We start from the raw sequence: 19938 nt of genomic DNA on the forward strand, positions 1-19938 counted from the left end.
ATATTGTCCACCATGGACAATACACGGTATGTCACGTCAGCAATCGAGCGAGGGGAACGGGGCAGCGGACGGCTCGCGACGCGATCGGTTCGTCGAACGACGGCGATTTCTGATGGCAACCGGGGCGCTGGCCGGTGTCGGCGTTCTCGCCGGCTGTGCAGAAAGCGGCGACGGCAATGGATCGAACGGTGGGGACGGCGGGGACGGCGGCGGAGATGGCGGTCCATCACTCGAGGAACGGTATCCGGGGCTGCGAATCCTGTCGCCGGAGCCGGAGAACGCGGAGGCAGCCGCCAGAGCGACGTATACGGACTACATTACGCCGCGTGAGGAACACTACATCCGGAATCACTACCCGACCCCCGACATCGAGGAATCGGACTGGACCGTCTCACTGACCGGGCTCGTCGACGATGAGGTCGACCTGTCGATGGAGGAGCTCAAACACTCCTTCAGCACCGAATCGGTCACCCACACGATGCAGTGTGCCGGGAACGGTCGGTCGTACTTCGACCCGCAAGTCGGTGGCAACCAGTGGACGTTCGGTGCTGTCGGTAACACCGTCTGGACAGGGACGCCGGTGTCTGAGATTCTCGAGTATTACGGAGCCGAGACGAGCGAGGGGTATTTCCTTACCGTGATGGGCGGCGAACACCCGGAAGGGGAAGACGTCTTCACCCGGTCGATCCCGATGGAGAAAGTGTTGGACGACACGTTGCTGGCGTACAACATGAACGGGTCGCCGGTCTCGCCCGACCACGGGTTCCCGGTCCGGTTGCTCGTGCCCGGCTGGTTCGGCTGCAACAACGTCAAATGGGTCAACCGGATGCACGTCATGGAGACGATGGTTATCGGCACCGACTGGGAAGAAGAAGGCGCGCCGGAAGACGGACAGCGGACCTACACCCACTGGCAGCAGTACTCCTATCGGATCGTCCCCGACGAAGACACCAGAGCAGAACACTACGAGGACATCCCGGTCTACGACACGCGCGAGCAGATGGAACAGACCGACGCGATCAACAACGCCTACATGTACGATCAGGTCGAGAAGTCACTCATCGGCTATCCGGGTGAAGGACAGACCGTCTCGCCGTCACCCGCCGGCACCATCGAGGTCATCGGCGTCGCGTGGGCCGGCGACGACGGCCTCGAGATGGTCGAAGTCTCGACCGACGGCGGCGACTCGTGGGGTGAAGCCGAGTTCTTTGGTCCGGTCGATGGCAACTCTGGCTGGCGGCAGTTCCGCTATGTCTGGGAAGATCCGTCGACGGGCGACCACACGCTCGCCTCGCGGGCGACCGACGATCGGGGCTACACGCAGCCGGCGACCATCTCCGACCCGGATGACCAGCTCCGGAGCATCGCGGACGACCAGTATCCGTGGAACCAGAGCGGCTACGGCAACAACGCCTACATGCCCCACGCCGTCGACTGCACCGTCGAGGAGTCATGATCGAACCTGGACACATCGCCATCGTTCATCTGACCGGTCGCCTCGTCGACGGCCCGGCAGCAGGAGCGGTGTTCGAGACCACTGATGTCGACGTTGCCCTCGAGGAGGGGATTTACCACGACACCCGCGATTTCAAACCCCTCGAGTTCCGCGTCGGCGAGGGCCACGTCCTCCCGGGACTCGACGAGGCCGTCCTGGGGATGGCCGACGGCGAGACGAAAACGGTCGTCCTCGAGCCCGAATCGGCCTACGGCACCGTCGATGAGAGCGCCATCGTCACGGTTCCCCGCGAGGAACTCGAGGCCCGTAGCGAGACGACGGCCGAGGTGGGTGAACTCGTCGAGAGCGAGACTGGCGAGATCGGCTGGATCGTCGATGTCTCCGACGAGACGGTGACGATCAACTTCAATCACGAACTCGCTGGCGAACGAGTGGAGTTCGAGATCAAGATCTTGGAGACACATGCTACCGAGACCGGTCACGACGTCGAGCCCGCAGACGGGGTCGGGGCATCTTGATCGGTGGCCGGCCGTCGGGGTCGGGACGCCCTGATCAGTGTCGGCTCAGGGGTCCGGTGTTGGGGGCGCTGCCTGTCGTCGCTGATACTGCCAGCCGACTGTTCATAGGTGCCGGTCACGTCTCGAGTACAATCGGTGTGTGAACCGTCTTGGTCGATATAATTCGCGTTTTAGTGCCCAGCAATCTTCGGGTTACCATGTGCCTTGTCGATGGACGCCGTGTAGAATGGGAACTATAACTTAGGAGGGTGTTATCAGAACACAGGCTATGCTCGCCGTCGCTGCGTTCGTTCTCGTCCTTGCGGTCGGGCCGTTCTTCGGGTTTCGAGCGTACGCTCGACGCGTCGAGGCGATGGAGACGCCGACCGAAGACCGCCTGCACCGCCTCAATCGCGTCCAGCAGGCAGCCGGGTTCGGACTCCCAGCCCTCGCGATTCTGGGGGTGTACGCGTTCGGACTGATGGACCGCGCGACGGCTCACATCGACACGGCGGGACCCGAGCTGTTCGGGATCAACGTTCCCGAGTTCGCCGTGACCGTGCTGGTTTCGTTCGGCGTTGTCGCCGTGCCACTCGTGTCGATGACACTTGGAACGTACCCTACGGTCCGCTCGCTGCGGGAGACGACGGCGTCGGCGTGGCGGCGTGTCAGGCAAGTGGTTACTGTGCTGACGATCGCCATCGCCATTGCGGTGGTCGGAATCGGCGGTGTCATCGCGCTCGGCTCGGCCGTCAGCGTGTCGCGGCTTGCCCTCATCGTCACGCTCGGCGGGCTCGTCTTCGCCAGCTTCGGCCTCTCGCCGTATCTACACGTCCTCACGCGAGATCACGTCCCGCTCGAGGGACAGCGCCGTAAGCGCATCGAGCGACTCTGTTCGGCGGCGGGCTACCGCCCTCGCGAGATCTCCCTGCTCGAGGGCGAGTCGACCAAGACCGCCAACGCGCTCGTCGCGGGCACACTTCCCAGACGGCGATACGTCTTCCTGACCGATTACCTGCTCGAGGAGTGTGACGACGACGAACTCCAGGCAATCCTTGCTCACGAGTTCGGCCACGTCGTGGACCGTCATCTCTGGCAACGCGGGGCGCTCACTGTTGCTGTCATTGGCGGCTGGGCGCTCGTCGCCCAGCGGGTCGAGTTCGGCTGGCTCGAGGCCACGTTCGGCTTCGTCGGCTACTTCGTGCCGCTCATCGGACTCTACGTGTTGTATCGCGTCTTCTTGCTGGGCGCGCTCGCGCGCTGGCAGGAGTTTCGCGCGGACGCCTACGCGGCTCGAACGGTCGGTCGCGAGGCGACGATTGCCGCCCTCGAGACGCTGGCCGACGCAAACGACGTTCGACTCGAGGCAGGACTCCTCTACAGTCTCGCGACCCATCATCCGCCGATCGCAGACCGCATCGCTGCGCTCCGCGACGGCGTCGATGGAGAACGGTCACGAACGGCCTCGAGTGACTGAGGGCCACTAGTATGTGCGGCTTCCAATTGGTCCTATAGAAATCCTTACGTTTGAACGCGCCCTACTATGGGTGTGGACAGGATTCTCCTCAGTACGCTCGCCCACCGGTCACCCGAGGAGGTGTTTCCGCATGTGCGGTCGTTCGCCGACTATCCGCGATATACGGACCATCTGAAGGAGGTCCGGATCAACGGCGACGGCGACGTCGGCTCGGTCTACGACCTCACGCTGACGTGGTGGAAACTCAGCTACACCGCCCGCTCGAAGGTGACCGACATTACGCCGCCGCACTCGCTCGAGTGGCGGCTGGTCAACGACATCGACGCCCGCGGCGAGTGGCGCGTCGAACCGGAGCCGGAATCGGCACCGACGGACGCCCCGACGGCGAGTCGGATCTACTTCGATGCCATCTACAACCCCTACTCGGCGGATACGAACGCGATCTCGCTGCCGCGGTTCGTCTCGTTAGACTGGGTCATCGACAAGGTCGAGCCCAAACTGCTCGCGGAGGCGGAAACCGTCGTCGAGCGACTGGTCGCCGACATCGAGGGCCAGCGGCGTAACGTCGAGTTGACGATCCACGAGATGCCCTGATCCTCCGTCGGAGACTGCTTGCCGACGGCTAGCCCGGCCGGTCAGTTCACGAGTCGAGTGCAGGGCCAACCGACTTACTGGCGGGACCCGATAGCGAGACCATGAGCCGGAGCCACGCCGTTTCGCGTCCGCGATCGCCGCGGGTGAGCCGCCGGTGCGCGTAATCGTCGTCGGTGCAGGACAGGTTGGGTCGAACATCGCCGCGAGCCTCGAGCACGACCACCACGTCGTCGTCATCGACACGGACCCCAGCCGGATCGAGGCGATCACGTACTCCCACGATGTGCTGACCGTCCAGGGCGACGGCACCGCCATCGAAACGCTCGAGGAGGCCGGCATCGAGAACGCGGATCTGGTCATCGCAAGCACCGACATCGACGAGACGAACATCGTCATCTGCGGGGCGGCGAAGGCCGTCGGCGATCCGTTCACGATCGCTCGCGTCAAGCAAACGGGCCTGTTGCGGACCTGGGAGCGATCCGAGGGGGCGTTCGGCGTCGATTTCATGGTCGGGACGAACCTCCAGACCGCCCAATCGATCGTTCGGATCGCCGGCCTACCCGGCGCACACGACGCTGAGACGTTCGCCGACGGGCTCGTTCAGATGGCCGAGTTCGAAGTAATGGCCGACAGTCCGCTCGCCGGCGAGACGGTCTCGGACGCCGACCGCTACGAGTCGCTGACGTTCGCTGCACTCTTGCGTGGCGACGACATCATCATTCCGGCCGGTGAGACGGACATCAGGGCCGACGATGCCATCGTCGTCATTGGCTCCGTGGAGAGTGTCCGTTCGTTTGCCGATTTCGTGACGCCACCCCCCTCGCTCGAGGACGTCCGCGAGATCGTCATCGTCGGCGGTGGCGAGATCGCCGCACAGACGGCCAGACTCTTCGAAGCCGAGGGAATCGACACGCGACTCGTCGAACAAGATCCCGCGCGGGCGCGGGAACTGGCAGAGAACCTGCCGGAGACGCTGGTCTTGCAAAGCGACGCGACCGACATCGACTTTCTCGTCCGCGAACACGTCGACGAGTCCGACCTCGTCGTCGCCACCCTCGACAGCGACGAAAAGAACCTGCTGGTCTCGCTGCTCGCAAAGCGGGTCGGCGTCGAGCGAACCATCGGCGTCGTTGATGCCGGCGAGTACGTCGACCTCTTCGAGACGGTCGGGCTCGACGTCGGTGTCAACCCCCGTCTCGTCACTGCCGAGGAGATCACCCGCTTTACCCGCGCCCGACGAACGGAAAACGTCGCGATGCTCGAGTCAGACCGCGCCGAGGTCCTCGAGATCGAGGTCGGTTCGGACAGCGTGCTCTTCGAGACGCCGATCGAGGAGGCGATGGCTGACCTTCCGGATGGAATCGTCATCGGGGCGATCACTCGCGATGGGGAGCTGATTACGCCACGCGGGGAGACCGTCATCGAGGGCGACGATCACGTGGTGGTCTTCGTCGATACGAGAGTAGTCGACAAAGCGACCGCCGCGCTATAGGTCGGCGTCGGCGACTCGCTCGCCGACCGCGAGGCCGTTTCGGAGCGCGGCGTGGATGCGTCCCTCGCCAGCGACCCAGTCGCCGAGACAGTACAGGCCCGCGCGTTCGGCACGCGCGAGTGGCTCGCGGGGGACCTCCCCCTCCGGGAGCGCATACCGCCAGCCCTGGTGGTCCGTCCAGTCTGGATCGTGCAGGCGCTCGTCGCCGACGAGGTCAGCAGTCAGCGCCGCGAGTTCCGCGAGCGTGTCGGCTGGTGGCTCGTCGTAGTGGTCGACCGACCACTCGTGAGTGGCCTGAACGATCAGCAGCGACTCGCCGTCGGGGACGTGGCCGGGTTTGCACTCCTCGCGACCGACCCAGCCCACCGCGTGGGCCTTGTCCGAATTCACGAGCGCGTAGTAGGGACGCTCGAGTTCGAACGGGTAGTGGAAGACCCCGGTCCAGACCGTTCGGTAAGGAACACCTTCGACGGCCGAGAGGAGCGACTCGCGGGCGTCGCTCTCCCAGTCGGCCGTCCGCAGCAACTCGGCGGTCTGCGGGGCTGGCGGATTCAGAACCAGGACGTCGAAGGGGCCCCACCGGGTTCCGGAGGCGTCCTCGAGTTCCCACGTCTCGTCCGCAGTTCGGATAATCGTCTCGACGCGCGTCTTGCGGTGGACGGTCGCGTCGGTGCGTGCAAAGAGCCGCTTTGCGATCTGAGTCAATCCCTGGCGGTAGGTCCACTTGTGTTCGTCACGGCCATCGCCCGGCGACACCTCGCCCGTGTGGTCGAACGTCCACACGGGATCGGTCACGTCGACTAACCCCTCGGTGTCGAGCGTCTCCGTCAGCAACTCGACGATTCGGTCGTCGTCGGATTTGACGTAGTTCGCGCCGTAGTCGTAGACGATCCCGTCGCGGCGTCTGGTCGCGGCTCGTCCACAGAGTCCGCCGGATTTCTCGAGGACCGTCACGGTCACGTCGTCGCGTGGTTCCTCGAGAGTGTACGTCGCGGCTGCTGCGCCGACGCCAGCCCCGACGATCCCAACATGTGTCATGGGTGCAGTTTGGACCCGGGCCTACAGTAGACTGTTGGCTGACATTGTTAGGGTGCAGTGGCGAGCAGTCACCGAAGCAAGTTGTTTAGCCACCGGTATGGCCGCGGGAGCCGGAGATACCGTTTCTGTTGGGCCTGTATCCAGCCGATCGTCGTCAGACTCCCGGCAGCAAGCGGTGCGATAGATGTCGTGCCCGAAAGCAGGACACTGCTCCCGAGGATCGCCACAGCCGTCGTGAACCCGGCAAGGGTATACAATCGCGTGTATGCAACGTCGGTTCCGTTCTGCCATGCGCGGCCGAACAGGGTCGCACCAGCACCGAACAGGGCCGTGAGGAACACCGTATGCAGCCAGTAGCCGACGTTTGGGACGATGTCGGTGAAGGCAAGCGAGACGGACGGAGTGGCCGTCACGGTCCAGTACAGCGAGTGTGTCGGCGTGGTAATCGCGAGCGTGATGTCGATCCCAGCAAGCAGGGCAACGACGCGATAGACCAGTCGGCGGCGATCGAGAAGCGGTGTGCTACTCGCTGTACTGGCAAACAGCAGCCAGCCCAGGCCGGCCAGAACAGCACCCAACGTCGCGATGCTGAAGAAAAACCCCTTCACGATCGGCCGTGGATCGAGCGCCTGTGCGGCGAACAGCCCGTTCCAAACCGCGACGCCCATGAGAAACAGGATATACGATAGGCCGTTATCGCGGTCGCGGTACGCGATCCCGGTCGCAAGGTAGGGGTAAGTCGTGAGGACGATGAGACCGGCCCCTGCAATAAGCAATACGGATAGCAATTGGCCGGAATCCATACACTCAGTCCCGTTTCAAATAACTTGTATATTCTGACGTGGCGTCGCACGACGGAACTGGTAACGAGTACGCCTGTGGCGGGTATCGGTGCGACTGCGTGGTATCGATCGAACGGCTTTTGCGACGCCGGCAGGTAGGAGCGAGCAATGGACGTACTGATCGTCGGCGCAGGGTCGATGGGGACGTGGTTCGGCAACGCCGTCGATGCTCGAGTCGCGTTCGCCGATATCGACGGCGACGCCGCAGCCGCTGCGGCGGACGCCGTCGGGGGCGATGTCGCGGCTCTCGAGGGGGAGACGAGCTACGATGTCGTCTGTCTCGCGGTGCCGATGACTCACGTCACCGATGCGATCGCCGCCCAAGCCCCGCGGGCCGAGCGGGCGATCGTCGACGTCTCGGGCGTGATGGAACCCGCGCTCGCAGCGATGGAACGTCACGCGCCGGACGTCGAACGGGTCAGCCTCCACCCGTTGTTTGCCCCCGAACGGGCCCCCGGCTCGATCGCCGTCGTCTGCAATCGGTCGGGGCCGGTAACTGACGAGTTGCTCGCAACGCTCGAGGCCCGTGGCAACGAGTTACTCGAGACGACGGCGGTCGAACACGACGAAGCGATGGAGACCGTGCAGGCGGCAACTCATGCCGCGGTGCTTTCCTTTGCTCTCGCAGCGGAGTCGGTCCCTGAGGGGTTCGAGACGCCGATCTACGAGACGATGGGAAGACTCGCGAGACAGGTGACGGCAGGGACGCCGCGGGTGTACGCTGACATTCAGGCGACGTTCGACGGCGCAGACGCCGTCGCCGACGCCGCCGCCGAGATCGCTGCCGCCGACGCGGACGAACTCGAGACACTGTACCAAGAGGCGGCCGCGAACTGGCACGACGACCGCGGCGACAGCGGAGGTGAGACGACGTGAGCGACCACCGCGAGGCCGTGCGCTCGAACGCGAAGTATCTGCGCAACGTTCGGCCGATCGACCCCGACGAGATCGCTGACTACATCGAAGGAACGCCGCATCCAGCGGTCGTCAAACAACTCCTTCGCGAGGAGGCCGTCGATCTCGGCTTGCTCGAGCGAGACGATGGAACGTTCGTCCCCGTCGACGACGACCCGGTGCGGCCCCGCCGGGGACCGGTCGAGGCGTTCCCGGCCGAGTACGAACAGCAGCTCGAGGACCTGCTTGCCGACCGCTATGGGCCCAACTGGTACGAGGGGGTCTCTGGCGACTTACTCCGGTCGACGATCCGGCGGTTCAAAGCCGACTACCTCGATGGCCGCTCGGTCGAGTACGACGACGACGTGGCGGCGGGCTATGCGATCTACCACCTGCCGGCCTACTACGCCGCCGTCCAGTACGCGCTCGACGACCTCGCTGATCGAGGGCTGCTGGGACGCAACCTTCGAGTTCTCGACATCGGCGCTGGCGTCGGCGGGCCCGCGCTCGGGCTCTGTGACTACCTCCCCGATGACGCGCTGGTCGACTATCACGCGATCGAACCCAGCGCGGCCGCGGATGTCCTCGAGGACCTGCTCGCGGAGACGGGGCGAAACGTCCACACGACGATCCATCGGACGACTGCGGAGGCGTTCGACCCGAGCGAAACCGCCAGCGATGGCTTTGATCCAACCGCCCCCGACGACGGCTTCGATCTCGTGCTCGCCTGTAACGTGTTGAGCGAACTCGACGAGCCTGCCGCAGTGGCACGGTCGTTCCTCGAGACGCTCGCACCCGATGGGACGTTCCTCGCGATGGCACCTGCAGATAAAAACACCAGCGTAGGCCTGCGCGAGGTCGAACGCGAACTCGAGGGCCAGCGGCTGTGGGACCGGGATGCGGTCGCGCCCGCCGACGGTGATGACGAAGCGACGGCAGCCGACCGCCGACGCGGTACAGTGACCGTCTACGGTCCAACCGTTCGGCTTTGGCCCGGTGACACGCCCTCGGATCGTGGCTGGTCGTTCGACGTGCGACCGGATCTGGCCGTGCCGGGTTTCCAGCGCTGCCTCGACGAGGCGACGCCAGCCGACGACGCTGACCACGATCCCGGCGAGTTCGTCAACGTCGACGTCCAGTTTTCCTACTCCCAGCTGCGCCTCGACGGCCGGCGGCGGATCGACATGGCCCTCGAGACCAGCAAGTGGGCGAAGATGGCCGAGATGGAACGCCACGTCACCAACCGGATCGACCTCGTCGCGGCGAAGCTCAGCCGGTCGCTAAGCGGCGACGACCGCGACGGTCGTGGCGGTGGCCGTTCGAACCCACTGTTCAAGATCAGCGACGGCAGCGAGTCGATCGATCACTACGCTGTGGTGACAAACGAGACGTCGCTCAACCGGCCGCTGCTCGAGGCCGACTACGGTGAGGTCTGTTCGTTCGAGCGGATCCTCGCACTCTGGAACGACGACGAGGAAGCCTACAATCTGGTCGTCGACGAGGAGACGATCGTCGACCGGCTCGCCTAAGACGGTCTGCTGTCCCGAGTGACCGGTGGGACCGCAACCGTCCTGTGGTCCCACCGGCCTGACGTCTACGAGTCCGTATAATTCGAGTGCCGGAAGCGGTGACCTTTTCGCACCGCTGCCCGACGGAACTGACATGAGCGACGACCTCGAGATTCTGCTGACCAACGACGATGGGATCGACAGCACCGGCATCCGGACGCTGTACGACGCCCTCTCCGAACACGCCAACGTGACCGTCGTCGCGCCCGCCGGCGATCGGAGCGCGTGCGGGCGATCGATCTCCCACGAAGTCGAGGTCGACGACCACGAACTCGGCTACGCCGTCCACGGGACGCCAGCCGACTGCGTCGTCGCCGGCCTCGCGGAACTCGGCCCGTTTCCCGACCTCGTCGTCGCGGGCTGTAACAAGGGTGCGAACCTCGGCGAGTACGTCCTCGGGCGCTCGGGGACGATCAGCGCAGCCGTCGAGGCCGCCTTCTTCGACGTGCCCGCGATCGCGACCTCGCTGTACGTCCCCGTCGACGACACCCCGTTCGAGGACGTCGAGATCACAGCCGACGACTACGCCGAAGCGACCCGCGTCACGACCTACCTCGCCGAGCGTGCGCTCGAGGCCGGCGTCTTCGAGCACGCCGCCTATCTCAACGTCAACGTCCCGCTGCCCGACGGTGAGCCCGCACCGCTCGAGATCACTCGGCCCTCGAAACGCTACGAGATGGACGCCGAACGCGACGGCGCACACGTCACGCTTCACGACCGCGTCTGGGACGAGATGACCCCCGACGCGCTCCCCGATCCGCCGGGGACGGACCGCCGGGCCGTCGTCGAGGGGAACGTAAGCGTCTCGCCGCTGACCGCACCCCACTCGACGAACCACCACGAGGCCCTCGACGTGCTCGCCGACGACTACGACGGCTTTCGACTCGAGTGAGTCGCCGTTCGCGGTGTCGACGAACCAGTCGGTCGCCGAAAATGATAACTGACTTGCGGGTCGCAAGGCGGCCGCTATTTGATACCCACACCGTCTCGATAGCTACAACATCTCCGACGGACACTACCCATGCCATCCACAAAACATAAAATCAAGGTAGGTGGGCGTACAAGTTGTGACAGACCCAATGGACGGTGATCAATAGATGGTATTCGATGCACTCCGGGCCCGTCTCTCGTCTCTCCGGCGCAGTTCGACCGACGAGTCCGACGCCGACGAGTCCGGGCCGACACCGGACACAGACTCGAGTCCGGCAGCCGATGACGAGACGTTAAGTTATGCCGAACAACTCGAGTACGGTGTCGACGAACGCGACCTCCCGGACGAAGACAAAATTCTCAGACTGCTCGTCAAACGCGGCGGCCGCGTCGATCAATCCACCATTCTAGACGAAACTGACTGGTCACAGGATCACCTCGAGGACGTCATCGACCGGATGGAAGCTGACGACCAGATCAGCGCCATCACCGTCGGTCGCAAGCGCGTGATCTGTCGCCGCGGCTTCGAACCCAAAGGATACCGGTCACATCTCAACGAGTAAGCCCGCTGTCTCTGGCCCGTTCCTCTCGCTCGTCTACGTGCTCGAGACCGAATCACGGTCACCGCCGTCCAGCGACTTGCGCACTGCTAACTATATTGGTGGGTTTAGTACCATGTTTGTAACCGGTAGAAGGGATACAAGCTCTATTCCCCCAATTTTGATGATTATCGCCTCGAGCATCGTCGATGTTCTGTTCACTCGCAATCAGGTACGTGAGCGCGGCCTCGATCACCACGATCATCGACGGGTCGTCGTAGTCGTCTGCAGCCACGATCGCGTTCGCGCGCTTGCACATCGGCGAACAGTAACGAACGAAATCGGGTTACGGAGCTGTATGGGATGACCAATGGAAACGATAGTATTCGTTCTCGTCTGAAATATACATCTCAGTCCCACCTGCAATTGGCATATCCATCTCTCTCCGTTCTGCTTGGAGTTGCGCAAGAACGACTTCGCGTTGCTCGAATCCGTCATCTTCGTCCGAAGCGGAGATTGAACCGCCGTTTTCCTGCACTTCGTTGAGCAGTTCCTGTGTTTCTTCGCTCAGTGATGTCGCATCAACGGCGTACTGGTCGAGGAGGTGTTCTGCAAATGCCGTCGCATTCGCTGCAATCTGCGCTGCTGAGACACGAATGCGTTCGGCAACTGCTGTTCCTTCCTCCAGTTTGGCGAGCTCGATATATTTGCCGTTGTACTCGAGGAAGCGCTGTCGAATACCATCGAAGAGACGTGAATCCGCCTCACGATCCGGCTCAAGGTATCCAACAGTAGTCGTATTGTCAAAGACGATTAATCTTCCCTTGTAAAATTCGAACGTCTCGTGAAGTCGCCATTGGTCATGTGCTGGGAGGTCCGTAAATGGAAGGACCTCGTCTTCGTCTGTTGGCGACACGTCGTCTGGAAGCTTCGCTCCCCGAGAGGCGCTGTATTTCGGCCCAGTGATTCCTCCCGCCGTGAGTCTCTCTCTGGAGATCTCATAGACTGCACTCTCATCTTGGTAGTAAAACGACTCGTCGCTAGAGGGAGGGTCAGTGAGGATTCTAAGTTCTGTTATGGTCTCGAGTTCGACTGCATCTCCCTCAAGGACCGTCGCGATAAGATCGTCAATGAGCAGAGATGGGACGAGGTCGGCTGCTGTTTTCGTTGTGTTGTCCGCAATTTCGGCGTGATTGACGGGATCGAGGGAAACTGAGTGATAGGAAGTTGTCCAGTCAGAACAACCGGCAACGATAGACATCGCTCCGGCTGGGAGACTTGCGAGAAGCGTTCGGCGGTGCATACCGTCGAGTGTTAGGAGAAATATAAGTGTCTTGTGTAGCTGTCCAGTGGATGGAGTGTTCAACAAGCTAATCTGTTCAATTACCTGTCGATACGCTCGACGAGATCGAGTTTCTACTGACCGTCATCGGCGTGGCGACTGTGAATGTAGTGGTTACCGTCGATCTCGCCCTCGAGCACATCGCCGCTCGCTTTCGAACTCTCGAACTCTGATGCTCGAGACCTCATCACGGCACCGCCCGCGCGCTGCGAACCGCGCGCGCAGGTATCACAGTCCCCACAGCGGTGGGCTCGGTCCTCGTCGGCACCGATCTGTAACATGGCTTCCGCAGTGCTCGCACGTCGAGTGGTCGACCGAGGGCCACGGTGCAACCATCACACCGACCACCCCGCGTTTGCGACGAGAATCGCCTGACGCGGCGGGGCCACAACCAGTTCCCTGTTGGGATCAGATTTCGGACCCCTCAGACAGACTGTAGAATCCGATGAAAGTGAGGGTACAGACCCTTCTACCGGGGAATTAGGATTAGTTGAGAACCGGGCCGTTTGTGAGTGGGCGCTACAGGATTTGAACCCGTGACAGCTTGGTCCGAAGCCAAGTACTCTGTCCAGACTGAGCTAAGCGCCCTCATCGGTTCGTTTCCGACGGATCCGTATAAGTCACTCGATTTTCACCGGTCCCGACAGGGACCGACACACCCATTATCGGTGATTTTCATCCGCTGACAATCACCGATGGACGCCTTTGGGACGAGACCTCAGTACCAACAGAGACCATGACTGACACCGAGGCCCCGCTGCTGGACGCGGATCAGTCCGGCACCACGCCACTCGAGTTGCTGGCCGACGAGGAGGACGTCTGGACCGCCGTTCCCGCGGACGCAACCGGCGACGAACGAGTGAGCAAATGGCTCGCCGTCGAGAGCGACCTGCTCTGTGACCTCGAGGAGTGGCGCTAAAACGCTGCGCCGAGATGGGCAAACACGGTCTTAGCGGTCGATCGGATAGCAATCTGTTCTGAGAGTCGGCAGCGACACTGCTGTCGACGACGGTGGATCGCACCGTTTAACCAGTTTCCATGACCATGCTCGCGTATGACAGTCGGCGAGACGGGTCGTGGGTTGCTCGAGTTGACGCGACCGGTAAACGTCATCGCAGCGAGTGTGTTGACGTTTATTGGGTCGTTCATTGCCGGCGGTGTGTCCGAGGAGCCGATGGCGGTCGTCGCTGCGGTCGCGGCGACGGGGCTTGCAGTCGGTGCGGGAAACGCGATCAACGACTACTTCGATCGGGAAATCGACCGGATCAACCAGCCCGATAGGGCGATCCCTCGCGGGGCGGTGAGCCCACGCGGTGCGCTGGCATTTAGCGTCGTTCTCTTTGCCGGGGCGGTCGCCTTCGCGCTGACACTGCCGCGGTTGGCGATCGGGATCGCGACTATCAATCTCCTCGCGCTCGTCGCGTACACTGAGTTTTTCAAGGGACTGCCTGGCGTGGGCAATGCGCTCGTCGCCTATCTGGTCGGCAGCACGTTTCTTTTTGGGGCTGCAGCGATCGACGGCAGCGGCGTCGGGCCGGCAGTCGTTCTCTTCGTGCTCGCGGCGGTCGCGACGCTGACCCGTGAGATCATCAAGGACGTCGAAGACATCGAGGGGGACCGCGAGGAGGGACTACAGACACTTCCGATTGCGATCGGGGAACGGCGCGCACTCGCCATCGCAGCCGGCTTGCTCGTGGCGGCCGTCGTCGCCAGTCCGATTCCGTATCTGCGCGCGGAGTTCGGCGTCGCATATCTACTCGTCGTCGCACCCGCAGATGCCATCATGCTGGTTGCCGCCTACGAGAGTTTCGAGAACCCGACCGCCGGCCAATCACATCTCAAATACGGGATGTTTCTCGCCGCACTGGCGTTTATCGTCGGGCGCGTCGCCCTCGAGCTTTCGGTCTCGGTATAGGACACAGCAAGCGGGTGAGCAGTCACTTGGGAGTCCGTTTCGATCCGTAATCGATCAGTGAGCTTTCTAATCAAAAGTTCTATAAGCCGCTTCGCATAGTTCAACATAACACGCCGGCTACTGGGTACGCTGTGGTCCCAGCTCGTCGCCACGGCGATGGATGTGAGTATCCCGTATGTATGACCTTGCAGATGTCCTTCCGGACGTTGAGCTCGATCCGGGGACGAACGTACTCGTCGCAGGCCCGCCACTGACGGGCAAACGGCAGATTGCCTACGACATCCTTGCAAGTGGTGCAAACCGCGGTGATGGGTCTATCATCGTTACGACGAAAGACAGCGCTGACAAGGTTCTCGAGGGGTTCGATTCCCGTCTCGACGACGGGCTCGAGCCTGATATCGGCGTCGTCGATTGTGTGACGAAACAGCGCGGTATCGGAACCATCGACGACGATCCGCGGATCAAATATGCCTCGTCGCCCGTCGATATGACGGGCATCGGAATCAAACTCTCCGAGTTCCTCCAGGACTTCTATGAGACGCGGGGACACACCGAGAACCGCGTGCTTTTCCACTCCGTTTCGACACTCCTGATGTACGCTGATCTGCAGACCGTGTTTCGATTCCTCCACGTGTTCACGGGTCGCATTCAAAGCGCCGACGCGCTGGGTCTCTACGTGATCGACTCGACAACACACGACGATCAGGCCATGAACACGCTCAAACAGCTGTTCGACGCCGTCATCGAACTCGAGGAGTCAGCCGACGGCGACGAGCCCACGATTCGGACGGCTGGGCTCTCGCCGTAAGGTCGCGCGGTCGTCACGGGCTCAGACGGGCTGCTGTCCCGTCGGCACTGATTGACAGGCGTCCGTATCAGACGTCCACCAGTTCTTCCACCTGCGCTGAGAGACCGGTATGTTCACACACAGGGCCCACAAAGGTCGTGTATGGACCAACCACGACGAGCGTTCCTCGAGACGTTGCTCACGACCGCGACACCGTCTGGCTTCGAGGCGGCCGGCCAACGTCACTGGATCGAGTACGTCGAGGAGTTCGCCGACGAGGTGCGGACTGACGCGTACGGAAACGCCGTCGCCGTTCTCGAGGGTGGCGAGCCGGCCATCGCACTGGCCGGACACAGCGACGAAATCGGGTTTATGGTACGGGATATCGAGGACAACGGTGCGATTCGAATGACGGCGATTGGGGGTGCAGATCGGACGATTTCGAAGGGCCAGCACGTCCGAATTCATACGGATGATGGGCCGGTGCAGGGTGTCATCGGCCAAACAGCGATTCACATGCGCGACCGCGAGGATGAATCGATCGATGATATCGACGAACAGCACATCGACATCGGCGTCGCCGACGCGGACGAGGCTGCGGAGCTAGTCGAGCGTGGTGATCCGATCACGTTTGAGCAGACGATCAACGACTTGGAAAACAACCGTATCACAGCGCGAGGGCTGGACAACCGTATTGGGGTGTGGGCTGCGGCTGAAGGCCTTCGTCGGGCAGCGAAGGCAGATCCCGACGCGACGGTCTACGCCGTCTCGACAGTGCAAGAAGAGGTCGGCCTCCAGGGTGCGAAAATGGTCGGCTTCGATCTCGAGCCCGACGTCGTCGTCGCGACGGACGTCACCCACGCGACGGATGCACCTGGCACTCCCTCGGGCGAGAAAAACGGGATCGAACTCGGCGACGGTCCGGTCGTCACCCGCGGCAGCGCGAACCATCCGCGGGTCGTCGAGGCCGTCCGCGAGGTCGCAGCCGACGCCGACATCGACGTGCAGTTACAGGCCGCAGGGAGTCGGACCGGGACGGACGCTGACGCCTTCTACACCTCACGTGGCGGGATTCCCTCGCTCAACCTCGGCGTGCCGAACCGCTACATGCATACGCCCGTCGAAGTCCTCGATCTCGACGATCTCGACGCGACGGCGACGCTCCTCGGGGCGTTCGCGGCCACAGCCCACGAGTTCGAGTTCGCGGTCGACCTCTGATCGCTGCACGCGAGGAGCGCCACTCATTTATCGCGACCGTCACCGCGACCCGGAGACGTTTCCCGCTCGCGTTCCTACACCGCGGCATGGCAGTCGACTCTACGGACGACCTCGAGGCCGTGCTCGGATACGAGACGATCGCAGTCGTTGGCTGCTCGAGCACGCCCGGGAAGGCAGCCCACAACGTGCCGAAGTACATGCTCGAGCACGGCTACGACATCGTTCCGGTCAACCCGTTTGCGGACGAGATTTTCGGTCGCAAGGCGTACGACTCACTGGCGGCCGTCGAAGAATCGATCGACGTCGTCTGTTGTTTTCGCCCCAGCGAGGAGATCAGCGAGATTGTTGACGCGGCCCTCGAGCGCGACGATATACAGGCCATCTGGATGCAATCGGGCATTCGTGACGACGACGCGGCGGCCCGCGCGGAAGCCGACGGCAGAACCGTCGTCCAAGATCGATGTATGAAGGTTGAGTACCGTCGGCTCGTCGCCTAAGACGGACGTTCGATTACGAACTGACGGCTCGAGCGCTATCCCGGCGCAATCGCCCGTAACACAGCGAAGCCAAGGGAGACACCTCTTGACGCTATTCGGCGGTCGCGTCGCCGGAAGCTGCGTCGGACGCTGCATCCGCGTTCGTCGCCGAGTCGGCGGCGGAGTCGGCCTCAGCCTCGCGTTCGGCGTCGTCGATCGCCGCCTCCGCGAGGATCGCTTCGCCGTCGAGTCCCTGTTCATCCGCAAGCGCGAGCAAGAGCGCGCGCTGTTCGGAGAGCTGGTGGTCCATGCGCGTAACCGTCTCGTGGGTTTCCTCCGCCTTCTCCTCGAGGCCCGTGATCCGCTGCTGGAGTTTCTGGACCTGCTTGTACATCGCCTCGGCTCGATCCGAGAGGGTCTGAATCTTCTTTGCGGTGCTGCCGAGTCCCATAGCAGACAGATATGTCGTGGCGCTAATGGGCCTTTTCCCTCTCCCGCTTCGATGAGAGGCTCGGCGGGCCAACTGATCGATCGTCTGTTCCCACCGGACCATCGGGTCGCTCCGGTCGATCACGTCTTGGCTCACCGCCCTCCCGCAGTCGGTCGATTTTCGAGGCGAAAGGCCCTTAAGTACCGATCGCCTACGTCGATCTGGATAGGTCGGGCAGTTAGGCCCTGCTCACTACCCGCGCTATGGTCTTTAGCGGGGACCGAACACCGCAGGCGTCCGGTCAGACCGGCCGGGGCCTCGGGAGCCAACATAGAAGCCTCGTCCGTCGGGGACAGCGGTCTGCGATGGCCGTCCGCAGGGACGTCCCATCGCAGTTAGTCGGCGACAGCCCATCAGGCGCGGAAGCGAGCAGTGGACCGCCGGACACCTGTCGCTCGACGGGTCGCGGGGTGGAGAAGGCAACCGAGATTCCCCCGGACGGAACGCCGGGCAAGGGCGGCCTTCCGCATTCATACAAAATTTTACACTGCGCGAGCGGCGGCGCTCTGCGCCTTGCTCGCTCGGCAAAATTTTGATTAAAAGCGTTCTTCTTCCGTTCGTTACACTCACATCAGTCGTCAGCCCGCTCGCTCCCTGCGGTCGCTCGCGGTCATTACGCTGTAAGCGCCTGCGCTCTCGGCCATCGATTTGAGACTCGAGGAGATCCGACTGATCCGAAAACCAAACCGATCGAGCCGCGTTATTCGGCCGGTTGGACGACGCTCCGACCGCTGCCGCTTTCGAGGTGAAGGCCACCCTCGAGCGTGCGGACGGGGTAGGGGATATCGATTCCCTCCTCGTCGAAGCGCTGTTTGACGGCGGTGACGTACTCGCCGCGGATGCGGACGAAGTCGGCTCGAGACGGGTCTGCGATCCAGAAACGCGATTGGAGGCCGACGTCGGACGAGCCGAGTTCCGTCAGTCGAACGGAGGGGGCGGGATCGTCCATGATGTCAGGATGGCGTTCGGCCTCCTCGACGATGATGTCGGTTGCCTGCTGGATGTCGTCGTCGTAGCCGATTCCGAAGACGAACTTCAACCGGAGCGTATCGGCGTCGACGGGGTTTTTGAGAACGTCCTCCGTAAGCACCGAGTTCGGCACCGTCAGCAGTTCGTTGTCGAACGTGCGCACGCGGGTTACGCGAAGGCTAATGTCCTCGACGACGCCCGCATACGTCCCGTTGTCCCACTCGATCCAGTCGCCGATGCGGAACGGTTTGTCGGTGTAGATGAAGACGCCGGCGACGAGGTTCGAGATCACGTTCTGCATCGCGAGCCCGATCGCAAGCGCGCCGGCCGCTGCGATCCCGGCCATCGAGACGAGGAAGTTCCCGTACCCGGCGAAACCGAAGGCAACCGAGAGCGCGAGGAAGGCGAGGCCAAAGCGCGTCAGCAACAACAGCGGGTTCTTCGCGTGCTCATCGAGGTCCCGCCTGTCAAGGGCTCGCTCGACCAGCGGCACGAGAAGCAGTCGGCCAACGATCCAAATCACGGCGAGCGCGACGACGAACTTGATCGCACCTTCCGCCGTGCTGGCCTGTGCTGTGGTCAGCCCCACGTCCTCGAGGGCGTTGCCGATCGGACCGAGATTGACAGCGTTCTGGAGCGGGACCACGGAACCGCTCATCGATACAACACTGCAGTGTGCCCGCGTGTATCAACGAGGTCGGCGTTGACACGTTCGGCGAGGTCGGCCGCTTTCTCATCGGTCGAGCTGCCGGCGCGGGCTGCCCGCAGGAATTTTACTTTCACGAGGTCTCTGTCGGTTAGCTGATCGTCGAGTTCGTCGACGACGGCATCGACGCCGCTTTTCCCGACCCAGACGGTGACGTCGAGATCGTGTGCGCGGCGCTTTCGTTCCTGAGTGTCCATATCAGCTTCTAAGAGAGCCGAGCGGTTTCAATCTTCCCGAACGGCACAAGGAAACCGGATCGGCCGCGTCGACTCCTGGTTAGTCGTAGGGATACCTCGCCTGCGTACCGCACTCACAGGTAATAACGACGTGCCCGTCCTGCAGTCTCACGCGAGCGTTGTCCCCCGGTCGAAGATACGCATCACACTCGTCGCACGTAAACCGGCGAAACGATCGCGGCAGCGTGAGTCGGTTTCGCTCCGCGACCCGCCGTGCGAGCCGAACGTAGTAGCGAGCCCGGTCGGGCTCATCCTCCGCCGCTGCCGCTCGAGCAAGCTCGTGAAGTCGCTCGATCCGTTCGACAGCGATGTCCATGGCGTTCGTTTCGTCGGTGTCCCTATTGATGTTGCGCTCCAGCACGAGAGACTCATCAAATGATACCGCGAACGAAGTTTATTATCATCGAACCAAACACATCGAATATAATGTCCCCCTGATTGGAAAGATTCTTTAGTGTGACAGGTATTGGTT

At 62.7% G+C, this 19938-nt stretch carries 22 protein-coding genes, 1 tRNA gene and 1 other RNA gene; 15 read left to right on the forward strand and 9 right to left on the reverse strand.

Annotated elements, in window-relative coordinates; genetic code table 11:
• Window positions 1-28: 28 nt before the first annotated feature.
• From BDK88_RS12705 to trkA, 5 genes are all read left to right on the forward strand, one after another.
• Complete coding sequence (locus BDK88_RS12705; RefSeq protein ID WP_130500743.1) at window positions 29-1456, forward strand: sulfite oxidase; 1428 nt, start codon at window positions 29-31, stop codon at window positions 1454-1456.
• Window positions 1453-1974 (forward strand): FKBP-type peptidyl-prolyl cis-trans isomerase, encoded by a 522-nt coding sequence (locus tag BDK88_RS12710; RefSeq protein ID WP_130500744.1) that lies wholly within the window; start codon window positions 1453-1455, stop codon window positions 1972-1974. The genes BDK88_RS12705 and BDK88_RS12710 overlap by 4 nt, the downstream gene beginning before the upstream one ends.
• Before the next feature lie 268 nt (window positions 1975-2242).
• Window positions 2243-3430 carry a M48 family metalloprotease gene (locus BDK88_RS12715; protein WP_130500745.1) on the forward strand — a complete coding sequence of 396 codons (1188 nt, stop codon included), beginning with the start codon at window positions 2243-2245 and terminating at the stop codon, window positions 3428-3430.
• Window positions 3431-3502: 72 nt separating this feature from the next.
• Window positions 3503-4024 (forward strand): SRPBCC family protein, encoded by a 522-nt coding sequence (locus tag BDK88_RS12720; protein WP_130500746.1) that lies wholly within the window; start codon window positions 3503-3505, stop codon window positions 4022-4024.
• Window positions 4025-4178: 154 nt separating this feature from the next.
• The gene (gene trkA, locus BDK88_RS12725) at window positions 4179-5516 is read left to right on the forward strand and encodes a Trk system potassium transporter TrkA (RefSeq protein ID WP_130500747.1); all 1338 of its coding nucleotides are present in this window, start codon (window positions 4179-4181) and stop codon (window positions 5514-5516) included.
• On the opposite strand, the gene BDK88_RS12730 is transcribed toward trkA, so the two are convergent.
• A complete protein-coding gene (locus BDK88_RS12730; protein WP_130500748.1) occupies window positions 5511-6554 on the reverse strand; it encodes an NAD(P)/FAD-dependent oxidoreductase in 1044 nt (347 codons plus the stop codon). The two genes, trkA and BDK88_RS12730, sit on opposite strands and share 6 nt — an antisense overlap.
• Window positions 6555-6622: 68 nt before the next feature.
• Window positions 6623-7357 (reverse strand): histidine kinase N-terminal 7TM domain-containing protein, encoded by a 735-nt coding sequence (locus tag BDK88_RS12735; protein WP_130500749.1) that lies wholly within the window; start codon window positions 7355-7357, stop codon window positions 6623-6625.
• A gap of 147 nt (window positions 7358-7504) precedes the next feature.
• Between BDK88_RS12735 and BDK88_RS12740 the strand changes: the two genes are divergently transcribed.
• The 4 genes from BDK88_RS12740 (at window position 7505) to BDK88_RS12755 (ending at window position 11351) form a co-directional block, all read left to right on the forward strand.
• The gene (locus BDK88_RS12740; RefSeq protein ID WP_130500750.1) at window positions 7505-8272 is read left to right on the forward strand and encodes a prephenate dehydrogenase/arogenate dehydrogenase family protein; all 768 of its coding nucleotides are present in this window, start codon (window positions 7505-7507) and stop codon (window positions 8270-8272) included.
• Entirely contained in the window at window positions 8269-9819 is a 1551-nt protein-coding gene (locus BDK88_RS12745; protein ID WP_130500751.1) for a class I SAM-dependent methyltransferase, read from the forward strand. The genes BDK88_RS12740 and BDK88_RS12745 overlap by 4 nt, the downstream gene beginning before the upstream one ends.
• A 133-nt stretch (window positions 9820-9952) precedes the next feature.
• Complete coding sequence (gene surE / locus BDK88_RS12750) at window positions 9953-10750, forward strand: 5'/3'-nucleotidase SurE (protein ID WP_130500752.1); 798 nt, start codon at window positions 9953-9955, stop codon at window positions 10748-10750.
• 205 nt (window positions 10751-10955) lie between these two features.
• Window positions 10956-11351 (forward strand): helix-turn-helix transcriptional regulator, encoded by a 396-nt coding sequence (locus BDK88_RS12755; protein ID WP_130500753.1) that lies wholly within the window; start codon window positions 10956-10958, stop codon window positions 11349-11351.
• A 58-nt stretch (window positions 11352-11409) separates the two neighbouring features.
• Here BDK88_RS12755 and BDK88_RS22535 read toward each other — a convergent pair whose 3' ends face one another.
• The 3 genes from BDK88_RS22535 to BDK88_RS12770 form a co-directional block, all read right to left on the reverse strand.
• Window positions 11410-11646 (reverse strand): DUF7386 family protein, encoded by a 237-nt coding sequence (locus tag BDK88_RS22535; protein ID WP_092933933.1) that lies wholly within the window; start codon window positions 11644-11646, stop codon window positions 11410-11412.
• 27 nt (window positions 11647-11673) lie between these two features.
• On the reverse strand, window positions 11674-12630 hold the full coding sequence (locus BDK88_RS12765) for a hypothetical protein (RefSeq protein WP_130500754.1): 957 nt from the start codon (window positions 12628-12630) through the stop codon (window positions 11674-11676).
• 552 nt (window positions 12631-13182) lie between these two features.
• Window positions 13183-13257: transfer RNA gene (locus tag BDK88_RS12770), tRNA-Arg, on the reverse strand.
• Between the two features lie 148 nt (window positions 13258-13405).
• On the opposite strand from BDK88_RS12770, the gene BDK88_RS12775 reads away from it, so the two are divergent.
• The 5 genes from BDK88_RS12775 to BDK88_RS12795 all read left to right on the forward strand — a co-directional run bounded on the left by BDK88_RS12775 (window position 13406) and on the right by BDK88_RS12795 (window position 17086).
• A complete protein-coding gene (locus BDK88_RS12775) occupies window positions 13406-13588 on the forward strand; it encodes a DUF7511 domain-containing protein (RefSeq protein ID WP_130500755.1) in 183 nt (60 codons plus the stop codon).
• Window positions 13589-13723: 135 nt separating this feature from the next.
• Window positions 13724-14584, forward strand: coding sequence for a geranylgeranylglycerol-phosphate geranylgeranyltransferase (locus BDK88_RS12780; protein WP_130500756.1), 861 nt, complete (start codon window positions 13724-13726; stop codon window positions 14582-14584).
• Between the two features lie 175 nt (window positions 14585-14759).
• Window positions 14760-15392: an RAD55 family ATPase gene (locus tag BDK88_RS12785; protein ID WP_130500757.1), complete on the forward strand. Its 633-nt coding sequence runs from the start codon at window positions 14760-14762 to the stop codon at window positions 15390-15392.
• Between the two features lie 141 nt (window positions 15393-15533).
• The gene (locus tag BDK88_RS12790) at window positions 15534-16589 is read left to right on the forward strand and encodes a M20/M25/M40 family metallo-hydrolase (protein WP_130500758.1); all 1056 of its coding nucleotides are present in this window, start codon (window positions 15534-15536) and stop codon (window positions 16587-16589) included.
• A gap of 86 nt (window positions 16590-16675) precedes the next feature.
• Complete coding sequence (locus tag BDK88_RS12795) at window positions 16676-17086, forward strand: CoA-binding protein (protein ID WP_130500759.1); 411 nt, start codon at window positions 16676-16678, stop codon at window positions 17084-17086.
• A gap of 91 nt (window positions 17087-17177) precedes the next feature.
• On the opposite strand, the gene BDK88_RS12800 is transcribed toward BDK88_RS12795, so the two are convergent.
• The gene (locus BDK88_RS12800; RefSeq protein ID WP_130500760.1) at window positions 17178-17516 is read right to left on the reverse strand and encodes a DUF5798 family protein; all 339 of its coding nucleotides are present in this window, start codon (window positions 17514-17516) and stop codon (window positions 17178-17180) included.
• A gap of 197 nt (window positions 17517-17713) precedes the next feature.
• On the opposite strand from BDK88_RS12800, the gene ffs reads away from it, so the two are divergent.
• Window positions 17714-18026: signal recognition particle sRNA (ffs, locus tag BDK88_RS12805), an RNA gene on the forward strand.
• Window positions 18027-18255: 229 nt separating this feature from the next.
• On the opposite strand, the gene BDK88_RS12810 is transcribed toward ffs, so the two are convergent.
• The 3 genes from BDK88_RS12810 to BDK88_RS12820 form a co-directional block, all read right to left on the reverse strand.
• A complete protein-coding gene (locus BDK88_RS12810; protein ID WP_130500761.1) occupies window positions 18256-19182 on the reverse strand; it encodes a mechanosensitive ion channel family protein in 927 nt (308 codons plus the stop codon).
• On the reverse strand, window positions 19179-19427 hold the full coding sequence (locus BDK88_RS12815) for a YhbY family RNA-binding protein (RefSeq protein WP_130500762.1): 249 nt from the start codon (window positions 19425-19427) through the stop codon (window positions 19179-19181). The genes BDK88_RS12810 and BDK88_RS12815 overlap by 4 nt, the downstream gene beginning before the upstream one ends.
• Window positions 19428-19506: 79 nt before the next feature.
• A complete protein-coding gene (locus tag BDK88_RS12820; protein WP_130501048.1) occupies window positions 19507-19782 on the reverse strand; it encodes a ribonuclease P protein component 4 in 276 nt (91 codons plus the stop codon).
• Window positions 19783-19938: the final 156 nt, after the last annotated feature.

Source organism: Natrinema hispanicum, from assembly GCF_004217335.1.
GTDB classification, from domain to species: Archaea; Halobacteriota; Halobacteria; order Halobacteriales; family Natrialbaceae; genus Natrinema; species Natrinema hispanicum.